Genomic DNA, 13,623 nt, shown 5'->3' with positions numbered 1-13,623 from the left:
AGTTATTATTCATTTAACTTGATCTGTAAGTCAATGATCTTGGAGGTGAATATGACTCATTTCAATCCTGATATGCTTAGTATTGCACGAAACTTTCGTGGCCTTAGTCAAACTGAACTAATTGCTGGAATGGGACAGTCTATTACTCAGGCTTCATTATCTAAAATTGAAAGTGGGGACTTAAAACCTTCCGATGAAGTTATCCAAAATCTATCTAATGCCCTACATTTCCCTATACGATTTTTTGAACATATTGAAAAGCTAAATGCACTGCCGATTAGTTTGCATGCATACAGAAAAAAAAGCTCTACCACAGCTAAAGCATTGAGCCGTATGAATGCTGAAATGATGTTAAAAATGGGCCATGTACAAACATTAGAATTGCTCACAAATGTACCAAAAAGAAAAAACTCCTTACCAACTTTTAAAATTGGCATAGATGTAAACACCCCTCAAGAAGCGGCTAAAAAGCTTAGATCATTGTGGGTGCTAGGAAATGAACCTCTTGAAAACCTAACTGCCACTGTGGAAGATGCAGGGGTTTTAGTCTTTTTATGCGACTTTAAAGATAACAATGTTGATGGCGTATCCTTAAAAATGCATGGCGTGTCTCCATGCGTATTTCTAAATGCAAACCAGCCAAATGACAGAATACGCTTCACATTAGCACATGAACTTGGGCATTTGGTCCTCCATGAAGAGCCATCTGAATTCATGGAAAAAGAAGCAAATGACTTTGCTGCCGAATTCTTAATGCCAGAAGAAAAAATTATTGATCAATTAGGTTCAACCAATTTAGCTCATTATCTAAGACTTAAAAAGGAATGGAAAACCTCAATGGCGGCCTTAATCTATAGGGCGTCAGAGTTAGGAACTATAACTTCAAGTCAAAGTGCCAATTTATGGCGGCAGATGGCTATGCGTGGTTATCGTAAAGTTGAACCAAATGAATTGGATCGAGAACCGACATATAGAGTAGCTTCCATGCTCTTTGACTACGCAATAGATGCAAAAAAAACATCAACATCTGTCATTAGTGAGTTATCTCAATTATTTGACTTATATGAAGATGACTTTAAAAAACTATATTATTTTGACCTAGATTCAATGGAGACTATTGAGATGGTTTCATAAATTAAAAAGCCGACTCTATTGGGTAGAGTCGGCTTGATAGATTTTCACACAGGAAAGGCATATGGCTCTAAGCCCTACGCATACCTCATGTTAGATCTGGCTGTCAGAACCCCATTCTAACATTTAGGCCCGTAAATCTCAAGATTTACCCGCTTATTTTGGTATGCGCCCTGAAAAACGAGCCGCCAAAATAGGAGGGCTAACAATGCCTACCGAAAATCAAGACTTCGTGTTTTGTAAATCTTATCGCCATAAATCTGGAAAAATTATTGTCCATCCAACTGGATATTTTAAATTTCCCAGAACTCGGCCATTGAAAGAAGAAAAGGATACTATCCGTAATAAAAAATCGGATGATCCTGATAACTCAAACTCAATATCGTAAACAAGGTTAAATAACCTACTGCTATGCAACAAAGTTCACAGTAGTAGGTTACTTAATTTTTCTGATCGCACTTAATTTTATGCCCCATTTTAGTACATGGGCTCAGAGAGAATTATGACAACTCAACAGCAGTTTCTTGACCTACTTTCCGATATTGAACCCTCTACAACAACGGTTAATGATTGTTCAAGCGCACATAATACGCTTCGTGATGCTTTAAAAGTGCATAATGAATTCAGCAAAGTACATGTGCATACATTCTTATCAGGTTCTTATAAAAGAAATACGGCAGTACGTCCGACTACCATAGGCGGAATCACACAAAGGCCAGATGTAGATATTATTGCCCTTACAAATCACACAATTAATGATGACCCTCAAATTGTCCTTGATGCAGTACATACGGCATTAAAGGATATTGGATATACCGATCTTACCGTTAACCGTCGTTCAGTAAATGTTAAGTTGAAAAAAGTTGATATGGATGTTGTCCCTATCATTTCAGATGGATATGGCGGCTATCTGATTCCAGACATTCATCTTGAAGAATGGCTAGTTACCAACCCTCCAGCTCATACCGAGTGGACTGTTGAGGTGAATAAAAATGCAAATGGTCGATTTAAGCCTCTTGTGAAGCTATTTAAATGGTGGCGTCGTGAGAACTTGTCTGATTTAAAAAGACCAAAAGGATTCATTTTAGAATGCCTGGTTGCCAAGCATATGAATTACTACGAATCCAACTATGAAAAGTTGTTTGTTTATCTTTTAGAAACGATCAGGGATTCTTATGGGATTTATGCGTCACTAGGCATAATTCCACATTTAGAAGATCCTGGTGTTGCAGGCAATAATGTTTTTTCTGCGGTTACAGCAGATGAGTTCAAAACTTTTTTTGAAAAGGTAGAAGAACAAGCTGCTATTGCACGAAACGCCTTAAATGAAACAGATGATGATAAAGCATTAGCCCTATGGCGGCAGGTTCTGGGTAATCGTTTTCCACGTTCGGCTTCACACAAAAGTGCAAACTCTGCTGATATGGCCAGCTCTTTAATCCGTTCTGCTCTAGGTGCGGGATTAACATTTCCATCAACCCCTGTTTATCCAAATAAACCAGGAGGCTTTGCGTAATGGAACTGCTAAAAACACCATTAGAACGCCTAGCTCAAGAACGGCAGTTATTGACTGATCTTGAGAAAGAGAAAAATAGTTTTAAGATTCAGGAATGGAACTCAACAGACACAAATGAACTGCATTTGAACTTCTCTCTAAAGATAGGAACTATAGATTTTAATGGTGTTTTAGTATATCCAGAGCTTTTCCCAGAGCTACCAGCATATATACGCCCACAAAAATCTGGTGAAAGATGGAGTATCTTGCACCAGTATGGTGGTTCAGGAGTGCTGTGTCTAGAATATGGCCCAGATAATTGGAATACCAATATCAGTGGAGTGGATCTAGTTAGAAGTGCCCAGCTTCTTTTATTAACAGATGCAATGACTGTATTGGAGATGAATGTAGAACCTGTACCATCTAGGCATTCTGAAACAATAGGTCAAAAATTAAGAAGTGTTTCAGAAAGGTTCATTGAAACACCTATGTTACGTCACATACTCTTGGGTAGTGATTCCGAGAAAATGGACTTTAAGATTGCCATCTCAAGCTTTCGAGACAAAACCGTTATTGTTCCAACAAATATTCAGAACAAACCTCTACCTGACATCGTACCATCATTTTCTAATGAAAGATTTGAATTGTCTGGATGGGCAATACGAATTGATTCTGTTCCTCAATTAAAGGAATCCGTAAATGACCGAGTTTCATTAGAATCCTTTTTAGGCAATTTATGGCCTGCTCAGGAGGAATTCACAAGTTCCATACAGCCTATATTGTTATATGACATAAAGGGTAACTTGGAACTATTCTTGGTTAATAATACAGCACCACTTTTCGTAAGTTATCCTGCTATTAATCTACATGATGATCAGAGCCAAAGATTGCCAGCACAATTTAGCCATCTCAATGATATAAGGGTAGCAATAGTAGGTCTTGGATCGTTAGGAAGTAAAATTGCAATTTCACTGGCACGGTCGGGTTGTAAAAACTTTCTACTTATTGATGATGATATTCTGCTCCCCCACAATCTTGTCCGTAATGAACTCAACTGGTTAGATGTTGGCTTTGCTAAAACCTATGCTGTTGAAAGAGCATTAAAACGAACAGCATTAGACATACAAGTTGAAACGTATGAAATGCAAATTGGTGGACAGGAAAATCCTCATTTAAATTCCAATATCGCTAATGCCATTGCCACATGTAATCTGATTGTTGATGCGACAGCAAATACCCATACGTTCTTAACATTAGCTGCAATTGCTAAAAGAAAACACATTCCCATGGTATGGGGTGAAATTTTTGGTGGCGGTGGTGGAGCAATGATGGCCCGTAGTCGTCCAACGTTAGATGCCTCCCCCTTAGAACTTCGCAATCATATTTATGGTGTCTTACAAACGTTGGAACCAATTCCAGAGGGCAAAGTTAATAATTACGGCTTTCAAACACAAAACCAAACATATATAGCATCAGATGCAGATGTAACAGCTCTTGCAGCATCTATGACGCAGTTCACATTAGATACTTTATGTACAATTGATGAGCAATCCTCTTATCCATATTCAGCATATTTAATAGGGTTCCGTAGATATTGGATGTTTCAATGTCCTTTTGATACTCGTCCTATCGACTGTTCGGGTGCTTTAGTAGCAGAATCTCCTACGGATAAAGAAATATTTGAAAGGGAAAATGGCAATTCTATTGAAGAGCCTGAACCGATGAAAGGTTAATACTGATGCTGAAAATATCCATTCCTACTGACATACAAGTTTTACTGGTAAAAGCCCTATTGAAGTCTGGAACCCACGAATGTGGCGGTGTTTTAATGGGTGAGCATATTGGTACAAACCATTTTAGAGTTAACTCATTAACTATTCAAAAGAGTGGAACGATAGCATCCTTTGTACGTGGAATTACGGATGCTATTAAAGCAATCCGTCTTTTTCATAAATCAACAAACAATAATTATCAAAAATTTAACTATTTAGGTGAATGGCATAGCCATCCTCTCTTCAGTGTACAACCCAGCAGTAAAGACCATCACACCATGAGGGAATTGGTGTCCGATCCAAAAGTGGGTGCAAATTTTGTAGTCTTACTGATTTTTCATTTAAAAAACAATCATCTTGATGGCAGTGCTCACACCTACCTACCAGATGGTTCCTGTTACCGATCCACCCTAGATTTAGAGAGATAATAATGAGTGCGAGTCTGTTAGAAAAACAATCAACTGGTGGTGCGATTGCACGAGTAGGATTTGAATATCAGGATGCATTTGTATTAAGGAGCTTACCGCTATGGCTTTCACAAAGTGCATTTAGCCATATAGTGAGTGAAGCATTAAGTGATATAGAAGTTTGTTATTTTTCTTCGGAAAAGTCATTACATGTAATGTATGAAGCAAAAAATCACTCCTTAACGGCTACGGAATTTTGGGATGAAATAAGGCGTTTTAAAAGTCTTTTTGATACCCACCCAAAAAACTTTATTTGGTTTAATTTAGTATGCCCAAGTTATAACACCGCTATCTCACCATTAATTTCAAAAATAGACCGATTAAGAGGGGTTGGATCTTCTTATGATGACGACTCTTCAGTTTCAGTGAATGGGCGCTCGGAATACCTTGATTGGTGTGTTGGTAAAAAAATTGATTTCTCTTTAGCTGAATTTGCTCTTGATTATGTTGGTTTCATAACTTTTAATTCTGAGAATAGTGAGTCTATATTTCTAAGTGAAATTCAAGACACAATAAATATTGAACTGCTCAGGAGTCAGGTCAAACAACTAAAAGATCAGTTTAAAAACCTGATTTCTCGTTCTTCTTTTGGTCCAATATATCGCAAAGACTTTGAAAATTTTATTTGCCATGCTCTTGAAGAAGATAGAAGCCAGTGGCTATTAGATCCTATTAAAATTAATCTTTCAGCATCATCCAGTCAGTATCAAGACTTAAACTTAGATATTAGTGATTTCAATGGTCCTGATCGTGCTCAAAAAACCTCCAGCGACTGGAACAGCCTAATCAAAAAAGCAGTATCGATTGGGGATTTCATTCATAACAGTGGTGACCGTAGAACCCTCCTTATAGATGGCAAACAAAGAATGTCCACTGCATGTATGCTTGGCTATGTTTTTAGTGCCACACGTAATTTCCTACTCGAAATAGAACATAATGGCCTCATTTATCGCACTGATGACCATAAACAGAAAGAGGGACAATTTTTTACTAAAATCGAAGCTGTTGAACCACAGGGTGAAACTGAAGCCATAGTCGCTATCGGATTTCCTACAGCTATAGGTAAAGACATTGACTCTACGATTAATGAAGTAAAGAGCTTGCCTAGATTGAATTTAGAAAGCTCTCATGCCATTGATAATATGGAGACTCTAAATCTTGCTGTGAGAGAGGCAAAATCTGCTTTAGTTTCATTTAAATCCGAAAATAAGTTATCTAAATTACACCTCTTTATTAAAGCACCCTCAGTTTTTGCAATGGTCTTGGGACATCGCTTGAATGGTATTTGCGATATCCAGCTTTACGATTGGGTAGATGGGCAATATATCCCTACAGCCGAACTGAACTTATAAGAAGAATTGATTATTCGATAATATTACCAATAGAGAGGTTGATCATGAACAATCATTCTAATGAAGAAAATACTGATAACTCTTCAGATAAAAAATCACCCGCATTCAAAGTCCTTGAATCCAATGCTGAAAAGTTCTTAATGGTTTGGTGGTATGGGGCGTTAGCAAAAGCTGATCGTAGAAATGCTCAACCTAAAGTTCATGTGGCTTTTAGGGAACTTCTGGAAGATTACACACCCACAGATAATTTTATTTTTATTGATGCAAATATAACAGATTTGATGTCTTGGCCTATTGGAACAGTTTGGCACCATGAACGATTAGTTGACTATCTTCCTTTGGAAATACGGGAATTTGATATTGATCATACAAATTTTAAACATACCTTTGTTCAAGCATATAAGCGAGATGAAAAGACAGGAAAAATAGATCATTTCTTCTCAGACAGGAATAAGTTTTATATTAACCCAAGCCAACGTGAAAATTGTATTTCTTTCTCTTTAAAGGATCAGGAATATAAGGAGCTTCTCGTACCTTGTTTTGAGTTTCTGGTGAGAGGATATGGCCTCTCTACAGAACTTCCTAGAATTCTAACAACATATGATGAGGTCGAAAGACATGAAAGGCTCTACACCCCTCATCCAGAAGAAGAAAATACATGGACTATCCTTATAGGTGATAGTCTCACATCAGATGATCATGTATTTATTGCCTACTATAAATATAGCGAATATACCCAAGATGCCGTAAGAATCTTATTTAGCAGTATTGCAAAACATGATGATTTTATCCAAAGAAACCATATATACCCTAAAGTAATGCCGTGGCATAAGGAAACGAGAAAAATTAGGGTTTCAGGTTTTTGTATTCCTGACACCAATGCTTTTTTAGCCTTGACAATTCTTGGAATAGAACTACCTGATCAAACACTTATCAGACGTGTTCCAAAGGTAATTCACCGCATTAAGAAACCTGTAGATGTCAACTCACCTAATCCTCCTCAGTTGCAACTAGGTCCTGGTCAGATTAACGTATCTGAAGATCAAGGAGGGCGCAAACCATTATTACAATCGGTTATTTTAGGTCATGAATTTACATGGTTAGGTTCAGGCCCTATCGGGGAAAAAAGTAAAACAAAGTATGAAAGAACCATCACCCAACCACAGAGAAAGAAAAATACTAAAGAAACCAATACAGTTGGTACAGGAGAACCTGATAGCTCTAAGGAAGTTCTAAATGTCCAAATTAACCCGACCACTAATGGAGATACAGAGTTTGAAGCTCCATATCATGGAAGAATCATGGGCCTATGGAATGCATGTTTAAAGGCACGCTCGTTAAATCCCAGTATTGTCAATGCAGTCCACTATTATACTTTTGAGGAAGAGTTTGATTACAGCGATAAACCCACTCTCATGGCTTTTTTCGTTAATTCAGAAACATTAAATAATAAAGATATTACAGATGGAGAAAAACAAACTTATAAAAATTGGTGTTATGCAAACTCAAATAAAACAGCACTTCGTGGAGCATTGGTCATCCGATTATCTCTTGTAAATTGCCCTCCAGTTTATCTTTTCGATATACAACCAGCGACTTACGTTTCAACTGTAGATGGGGAAAGTGTTCTCAAGGAGCGTGGGCATGCTGGTCTAATATTTAGGTCAAGAACCGTAGAACAATTTGAGCAGTATATTTCTGGGCTCATGGAGAGCCTGCCTTTGTCAGAGGGCTCTTATACGACAACTCTCCTAGGCTCCAATTTGGTTACTCAATTATTTGTTTTTAGACATTCAAAATCTGCTGGCTTGTCAGAGGGTGAATCAACGTTATTGAATGCTCTAAGAAAAATTGGAATTACGAATATCAAGTTAAAGGAGGAAAAGGAGGAAAAGGAGGAAAAATAATTTTCGAATCTTACAATTGTGACCATCTTCTTTTAGCCTATTCCATAATTCTTTCCTATGGGTAATTTTATTACATATCAAATTGAATTATATATAGTTTAATGGCACTTTTAAGTGCCATTAAACTTGGGTACCACTTGTGACTAGATAAGCACCTATATTAGGAATATTTAACCTTTTTAAACTCAGTGTTCTGAATCCTTTGGTATATTTTCAATAATGCAATGATGAATATCATCGTGATTGTTGAGTGATGTTTCAGCCTGAATAGTGACATGCTCAATACCTAGATTTTGTATGACATTCTCCAGATCATGTAAGAGTATCTGCACTTCCTGCATACTCATTTCTTCACTTACAACAATATGGCAGGATAAAATATAACGTTTACTTGTCAGACTCCATATATGTAAATCATGTACACCTTGAATTCGCTGGTCTTGAAGAATGGTTTCTTTGATTTCTGCCAAGTCAAATTTTTCTGGTGTACCCTGCATTAAAACATGCGAAGCCTTTACTACAACTGAATATCCACTGCGAAGAACAAGTATTGCAACTAGAACACTGGCTAAAGTATCTGCCCAGGCCCATCCAAAGAAGTAGATACATAGCGCAGCAGCAATTGCGCCAATAGAACCTAACAAATCACTGAGTACATGCAGGTAAGCACCTCGCATATTCAAGTCGTGTTCGGTATCACTACCTTTAAAAATCATTACTGCAACAATGATATTAATCAGCAATCCAATACTGGCAACGATCAACATCCCTTGTACTTCAATATGTTGTGGCTGCTGGAACCGTAGAATTGCCTCAATAAAGATGTACAGTGCGATACCAACCAGTGTAATACCATTCAATGCAGCAGCCAGTATTTCAAAGCGTTGATAGCCGTATGTTTTATTTTTGGTAATCTGTTTTTGACCGATAAAGACTGCTGCAAGTGCAATACCAAGTGCAACAGAGTCACTCAGCATGTGGCCAGCATCCGAAATCAAGGCCAAACTATTGGTAATAAAACCACCTATAAATTCCACTGCCATAAAAATGGTAATCAGTAAAAAACTTATGGTCAGAATTTTTTTATTACTCGGGATATGGCTGTGGTCGTGATCATGATGATGACCACCATGACCGTGATGGTGTCCTGAGTGATCATGGTTGTGTTTATGGCCGTTACCATGACTATGCTTATGCCCAGAATGATCATGTTCAGAGTGTTTATGCTTGTGATCTTGTGTATGGTTGTGCGAAGACATTTTATAGCATTCCTGATTATGGCTCTAACTGACTACGCAATGGATGATTGTTGTAGTAATCACCGATGTATGTAATCTTATTATTTTTAACCTCAAAAAATGAAGCACCTTTAAAAGTGATTACTTTTGCGTCTTTTTTACCAGACTGGTCTTTTTTATTGAGGGTTCCCTGAAGCTGCCATTCGACAGCAACCTTATCACCAACAATGAGTGGCGGGGATGTAAGCGTCATCTTCCGATCAGGAATGACTGTTAATAAAAACTTGGGTACCTCAATTACAGATGCTGTACCTTTACGGGTTTCTTCATTACTTGTATTGAAATACTCAACATTCGGGTCAAGAACTTTAGTCAGGTCATCTGGCTGCGTACCATTCCAGATATTAAGATAGCTCTCCACGGTTTCCAAAGCTGTATTGATCGGTGCTTTTGCATGCGAAATTGAAGCTAATCCTAACGTCATAAGAATGAGTAAGAATGTCATGAAAAAAGGCTTTGATTTTTCCTCTTGACCATCAAAATCTTGCTTCAATTGATTGATATAAATAATGTTCATCACATTCACCTTAGACTTGAGTAAGTTCATCAGCGATCCGTTCGGCATCTTCCCTGGTATCGACGATTTCATAAGGTATGCCAAATGCCTTTACAGCCATTTCCGTCATCTTTCTGATGGCAACTCTTTTTTCCTGATCAGGTTCAATGCAGATAATTGCCTTACACAACTGATTAAGTTCATCTTTATGGTTTTTAAGCCAAAGACCACGTTGTTTAAAGTCTTCAGGTGTTTCTTGCATTGATAATTGATCATAAACAATCACAAACGGACTACTCATTTCCAGGAACTCCTGCATTTCCAACTGCCATTGAGGTGAATAGCCTGGAACTGCCTGATCTTGCTTAAACTCAACAAATGGGAAGTTTTCTATATCATGGATAATAAATTTCATTTACATGACCTCATATTCTGTTTCATCTTTTCAGGAATTCATCTCTTTCCATCAAAAGATGAACTCCATCGATGTGCTATTTCAAAGATTTACGTTCAATCTGTACGGTATGTTCATTCCAGCCTCCACCTAATGCCTTGTAAAGGTTTCTGTAGCAGTTGCCTGTATGCTAGAGTTTCCAATAATTGGAAGGTCAATAGATCAGCCTTAAAAATACATAACAAATTAACATATGTTTAATCATTCATATGTTTAGTGCTAAAATAACTTAAATATTGCTACTTGAATAGCAAATATGAATAAATGATCATATGTATATATTTTTAAGAAGAAAAAGGAGTGAAGAAAATGAGTGTTTGCTACATTACTCTGAAATATGCTTAGCCATATCCGATAGAACCTGACTTACATGAATATCATCTATTTCATAAAAGACTTGTTTAGCTTGACGTTCACCTTTGACTAAACGGGCTGAACGCAATAAACGTAGATTGTGACTGACCAAGGACTGGGATAAATCAAGGGCATCACTGATTTCACCTACTGAACTAGGTCCACGCATACAAAAAAGTAGAATTTTAAGTCGTGAAGCATCACCCAATAGCCGAAATGTTTCAGCTAAAGACATAATCTCCTCTTGAGATAATTCTGTAGGGTGATCTTTAAAACTCATATTTATACTTAAATTCCAGTCATTAGCGAAAATATAGATGTTTACATATTCTACCCTTGACCTTTCCATAATGGCAAGGTTTATGCTCTTAGCAACTGGATAAGCTCTATAGGTATATCTTATGGGAACAGCAACAAATAAGCTTTCTAATAATATGAAAGTTACATTAAAAATTGAAGGTATGACATGTGCCAGTTGTGTTGGACGTGTTGAAAAAGCCCTCAAAAAAGTTGATGGTGTACAGTCAGCCTCGGTCAATCTGGCGACAGAACGTGCAGATATTGTACTTGATCAGCCTGTGGATCGTCAGGTACTGGTTCATGCCATTGAACAGTCAGGCTATGACGTGCCTGCAAATAATATTGAATTATCAATTAAAGGCATGACCTGTGCCAGTTGTGTAGGTCGTGTCGAAAAAGCCCTTAAAGCCGTTGCAGGTGTAAAAGAAGCCAATGTCAATCTTGCAACTGAGCGTGCAACGGTCAGTGGTACAGCAAATGTCGATGCCTTGATTGCCGCAATTGATAAAGCTGGTTACGATGCCACAGAAATTCAGGCTTCTATTCCTGACCAGACAGAGCAGCTTGAGAAAAAAGATCAGGAACGTGCTGAACTTAAACGTGATTTGATTCTCGCCTCCCTGTTGGCTTTACCTGTATTTATTCTGGAAATGGGATCTCACCTTATCCCTGGTGTACATCAACTGATTGATCAAACTATTGGGATGCAGAATAGCTGGTATTTACAATTCATACTGACCACACTGGTTTTGGTTATTCCAGGACGAAGATTCTATCAGAAAGGTTTTCCTGCATTATTCCGTCTAGCTCCTGATATGAATTCTTTGGTCGCTGTGGGAACATCAGCAGCATATTTGTTTTCTATTGTTGCCACATTCATACCAAACATCCTCCCATCAGGAACGGTGAATGTGTATTACGAAGCGGCTGCGGTGATTGTCGCATTAATCTTACTGGGTCGTTTCCTTGAAGCAAAAGCCAAAGGGCGAACCTCTGAAGCAATCCAGCGTTTAGTCAGCTTACAAGCCAAAACTGCCCATGTTTTACGCAATGGTCAAATGGTGGATATTGCAATAGACCAAGTGGTTGCAGGTGACATTATCATTGTAAAACCAGGGGAAAGAATCCCTGTTGATGGTCAAGTCACGGATGGAAAAAGCTTTGTCGATGAATCCATGATTACAGGTGAACCAATCCCTGTGGAAAAAGGCATCGGCAGTGATGTAGTGGGCGGTACCATTAACCAGAATGGCACGTTGACTTTTACCGCTGTGGCGGTGGGTGGCGAAACTATGCTGGCTCAAATCATTCGTTTGGTTGAGCAGGCACAGGGTTCTAAAATGCCGATTCAGGCTGTGGTGGATAAAGTGACCTTATGGTTTGTACCTGCGGTGATGATTGCCGCAGTGCTTACATTCCTGGTCTGGCTGATTTTTGGTCCATCACCAGCCTTAACTTTTGCATTGGTTAATGCGGTGGCAGTGTTGATCATTGCCTGTCCTTGTGCAATGGGATTGGCGACACCAACCTCAATTATGGTCGGTACAGGTCGTGGTGCAGAGTTGGGAGTACTGTTCCGCAAAGGCGAAGCCTTACAACTGTTAAAGGATGCCAAAGTTGTTGCAGTCGATAAAACAGGGACATTAACAGAGGGTCATCCCGTACTGACTGACTTTGAAGTGACTCAATTCTTTGAGCGTGATTATGTCCTAGGCATGGTTGCGGCTGTTGAATCCCGTTCTGAACATCCGATTGCTAAAGCAATTGTTGATGCGGCAAAAAGTGAAAACCTGACTTTACCTAAAGTTGATACGTTTGATTCAGTCACAGGCATGGGTGTCTGTGCAACCATCAATGGTAATGAAGAAATCAATATTGGTGCAGACCGTTATATGGTTCAACTTGGTATTGATGTTGCTCCATTTGTTGCCACAGCTCAGCGTCTGGGTGATGAGGGTAAATCACCACTTTATGTTGCTGTCGATGGTGAACTGGCAGGAATTATTGCAGTTGCTGACCCAATCAAAACCACAACGCCAGCAGCGATTAAGGCTCTACACCAATTAGGTCTCAAGGTAGCAATGGTGACGGGTGACAATGCTCGTACTGCTCGGGCAATTGCCAAACAATTGGGTATTGATGAAGTGATTGCTGAAGTTCTACCAGAGGGTAAAGTCAGTGCGGTTAAAGAGCTGAAAGCAAAATACGGCAATATCGCTTTTGTGGGTGATGGGATTAACGATGCACCCGCTTTGGCTGAAGCTGATGTCGGACTTGCGATTGGTACAGGTACAGATGTTGCAATTGAATCTGCCGATGTCGTGTTAATGTCAGGAAACTTACAAGGTGTTGCCAATGCGATTGCCTTGTCCAAAGCAACGATTGGTAATATTCACCAGAACTTATTCTGGGCATTTGCCTATAACACCATGTTGATTCCTGTTGCTGCTGGTATATTGTACCCAGCCTATGGAATACTGATGTCCCCAATCTTTGCAGCAGGAGCAATGGCTTTGTCCAGTGTATTTGTACTTGGCAATGCATTACGTTTACGTCGATTCCAGCCACCATCCGTCAGTCAAGGCTAAGGAGGATAT

Annotated in this window: 12 protein-coding genes; 8 read left to right on the top strand and 4 right to left on the bottom strand. The window is 38.7% G+C overall.

Features of this window, described 5'->3' with window-relative positions:
* The first annotated feature begins 51 nt into the window (after window positions 1-51).
* The 7 genes from CL42_RS10750 (at window position 52) to CL42_RS10720 (ending at window position 8,124) form a co-directional block, all read left to right on the top strand.
* A complete protein-coding gene (locus CL42_RS10750) occupies window positions 52-1,134 on the top strand; it encodes a helix-turn-helix domain-containing protein (RefSeq protein ID WP_000148671.1) in 1,083 nt (360 codons plus the stop codon).
* Window positions 1,135-1,339: 205 nt separating this feature from the next.
* Window positions 1,340-1,519 (top strand): hypothetical protein, encoded by a 180-nt coding sequence (locus CL42_RS17680; protein WP_001141891.1) that lies wholly within the window; start codon window positions 1,340-1,342, stop codon window positions 1,517-1,519.
* A 114-nt stretch (window positions 1,520-1,633) separates the two neighbouring features.
* The gene (locus CL42_RS10740; RefSeq protein WP_000211630.1) at window positions 1,634-2,647 is read left to right on the top strand and encodes an SMODS domain-containing nucleotidyltransferase; all 1,014 of its coding nucleotides are present in this window, start codon (window positions 1,634-1,636) and stop codon (window positions 2,645-2,647) included.
* Window positions 2,647-4,359, top strand: coding sequence for a ThiF family adenylyltransferase (locus CL42_RS10735; RefSeq protein ID WP_000421732.1), 1,713 nt, complete (start codon window positions 2,647-2,649; stop codon window positions 4,357-4,359). The genes CL42_RS10740 and CL42_RS10735 overlap by 1 nt, the downstream gene beginning before the upstream one ends.
* 5 nt (window positions 4,360-4,364) lie before the next feature.
* Complete coding sequence (locus tag CL42_RS10730) at window positions 4,365-4,826, top strand: Mov34/MPN/PAD-1 family protein (protein ID WP_000913090.1); 462 nt, start codon at window positions 4,365-4,367, stop codon at window positions 4,824-4,826.
* Window positions 4,827-4,828: 2 nt separating this feature from the next.
* A complete protein-coding gene (locus CL42_RS10725) occupies window positions 4,829-6,217 on the top strand; it encodes a dsDNA nuclease domain-containing protein (RefSeq protein WP_001276481.1) in 1,389 nt (462 codons plus the stop codon).
* Window positions 6,218-6,261: 44 nt separating this feature from the next.
* Complete coding sequence (locus tag CL42_RS10720) at window positions 6,262-8,124, top strand: hypothetical protein (protein ID WP_004777775.1); 1,863 nt, start codon at window positions 6,262-6,264, stop codon at window positions 8,122-8,124.
* Between the two features lie 185 nt (window positions 8,125-8,309).
* Here CL42_RS10720 and CL42_RS10715 read toward each other — a convergent pair whose 3' ends face one another.
* The 4 genes from CL42_RS10715 to CL42_RS10700 form a co-directional block, all read right to left on the bottom strand.
* The gene (locus tag CL42_RS10715) at window positions 8,310-9,383 is read right to left on the bottom strand and encodes a cation diffusion facilitator family transporter (protein ID WP_000094607.1); all 1,074 of its coding nucleotides are present in this window, start codon (window positions 9,381-9,383) and stop codon (window positions 8,310-8,312) included.
* 16 nt (window positions 9,384-9,399) lie between these two features.
* Window positions 9,400-9,939: a nuclear transport factor 2 family protein gene (locus CL42_RS10710; protein WP_007479719.1), complete on the bottom strand. Its 540-nt coding sequence runs from the start codon at window positions 9,937-9,939 to the stop codon at window positions 9,400-9,402.
* Between the two features lie 10 nt (window positions 9,940-9,949).
* On the bottom strand, window positions 9,950-10,333 hold the full coding sequence (locus tag CL42_RS10705; protein WP_005060897.1) for a hypothetical protein: 384 nt from the start codon (window positions 10,331-10,333) through the stop codon (window positions 9,950-9,952).
* A 364-nt stretch (window positions 10,334-10,697) separates the two neighbouring features.
* Window positions 10,698-11,006: an ArsR/SmtB family transcription factor gene (locus tag CL42_RS10700; RefSeq protein WP_000008556.1), complete on the bottom strand. Its 309-nt coding sequence runs from the start codon at window positions 11,004-11,006 to the stop codon at window positions 10,698-10,700.
* Window positions 11,007-11,127: 121 nt separating this feature from the next.
* On the opposite strand from CL42_RS10700, the gene CL42_RS10695 reads away from it, so the two are divergent.
* Entirely contained in the window at window positions 11,128-13,614 is a 2,487-nt protein-coding gene (locus CL42_RS10695; RefSeq protein WP_000536249.1) for a heavy metal translocating P-type ATPase, read from the top strand.
* The last annotated feature ends 9 nt before the right edge of the window (window positions 13,615-13,623 follow it).

It is taken from the genome of Acinetobacter sp. Ver3 (assembly GCF_000632455.1).
GTDB lineage: Bacteria > Pseudomonadota > Gammaproteobacteria > Pseudomonadales > Moraxellaceae > Acinetobacter.
The sequence above is the reverse complement of the archived record's forward strand: the minus strand, read 5'-3'. Positions and strand labels throughout refer to the sequence as shown.

Bases quoted from the DNA above. Each gene is read 5' to 3' on its own strand.
- CL42_RS10750 (WP_000148671.1), top strand. From the start codon at position 52: ATGACTCATTTCAATCCTGATATGCTTAGTATTGCACGAAACTTTCGT.
- CL42_RS17680 (WP_001141891.1), top strand. From the start codon at position 1,340: ATGCCTACCGAAAATCAAGACTTCGTGTTTTGTAAATCTTATCGCCAT.
- CL42_RS10740 (WP_000211630.1), top strand. From the start codon at position 1,634: ATGACAACTCAACAGCAGTTTCTTGACCTACTTTCCGATATTGAACCC.
- CL42_RS10735 (WP_000421732.1), top strand. From the start codon at position 2,647: ATGGAACTGCTAAAAACACCATTAGAACGCCTAGCTCAAGAACGGCAG.
- CL42_RS10730 (WP_000913090.1), top strand. From the start codon at position 4,365: ATGCTGAAAATATCCATTCCTACTGACATACAAGTTTTACTGGTAAAA.
- CL42_RS10725 (WP_001276481.1), top strand. From the start codon at position 4,829: ATGAGTGCGAGTCTGTTAGAAAAACAATCAACTGGTGGTGCGATTGCA.
- CL42_RS10720 (WP_004777775.1), top strand. From the start codon at position 6,262: ATGAACAATCATTCTAATGAAGAAAATACTGATAACTCTTCAGATAAA.
- CL42_RS10715 (WP_000094607.1), bottom strand. From the start codon at position 9,383: ATGTCTTCGCACAACCATACACAAGATCACAAGCATAAACACTCTGAA.
- CL42_RS10710 (WP_007479719.1), bottom strand. From the start codon at position 9,939: ATGAACATTATTTATATCAATCAATTGAAGCAAGATTTTGATGGTCAA.
- CL42_RS10705 (WP_005060897.1), bottom strand. From the start codon at position 10,333: ATGAAATTTATTATCCATGATATAGAAAACTTCCCATTTGTTGAGTTT.
- CL42_RS10700 (WP_000008556.1), bottom strand. From the start codon at position 11,006: ATGAGTTTTAAAGATCACCCTACAGAATTATCTCAAGAGGAGATTATG.
- CL42_RS10695 (WP_000536249.1), top strand. From the start codon at position 11,128: ATGGGAACAGCAACAAATAAGCTTTCTAATAATATGAAAGTTACATTA.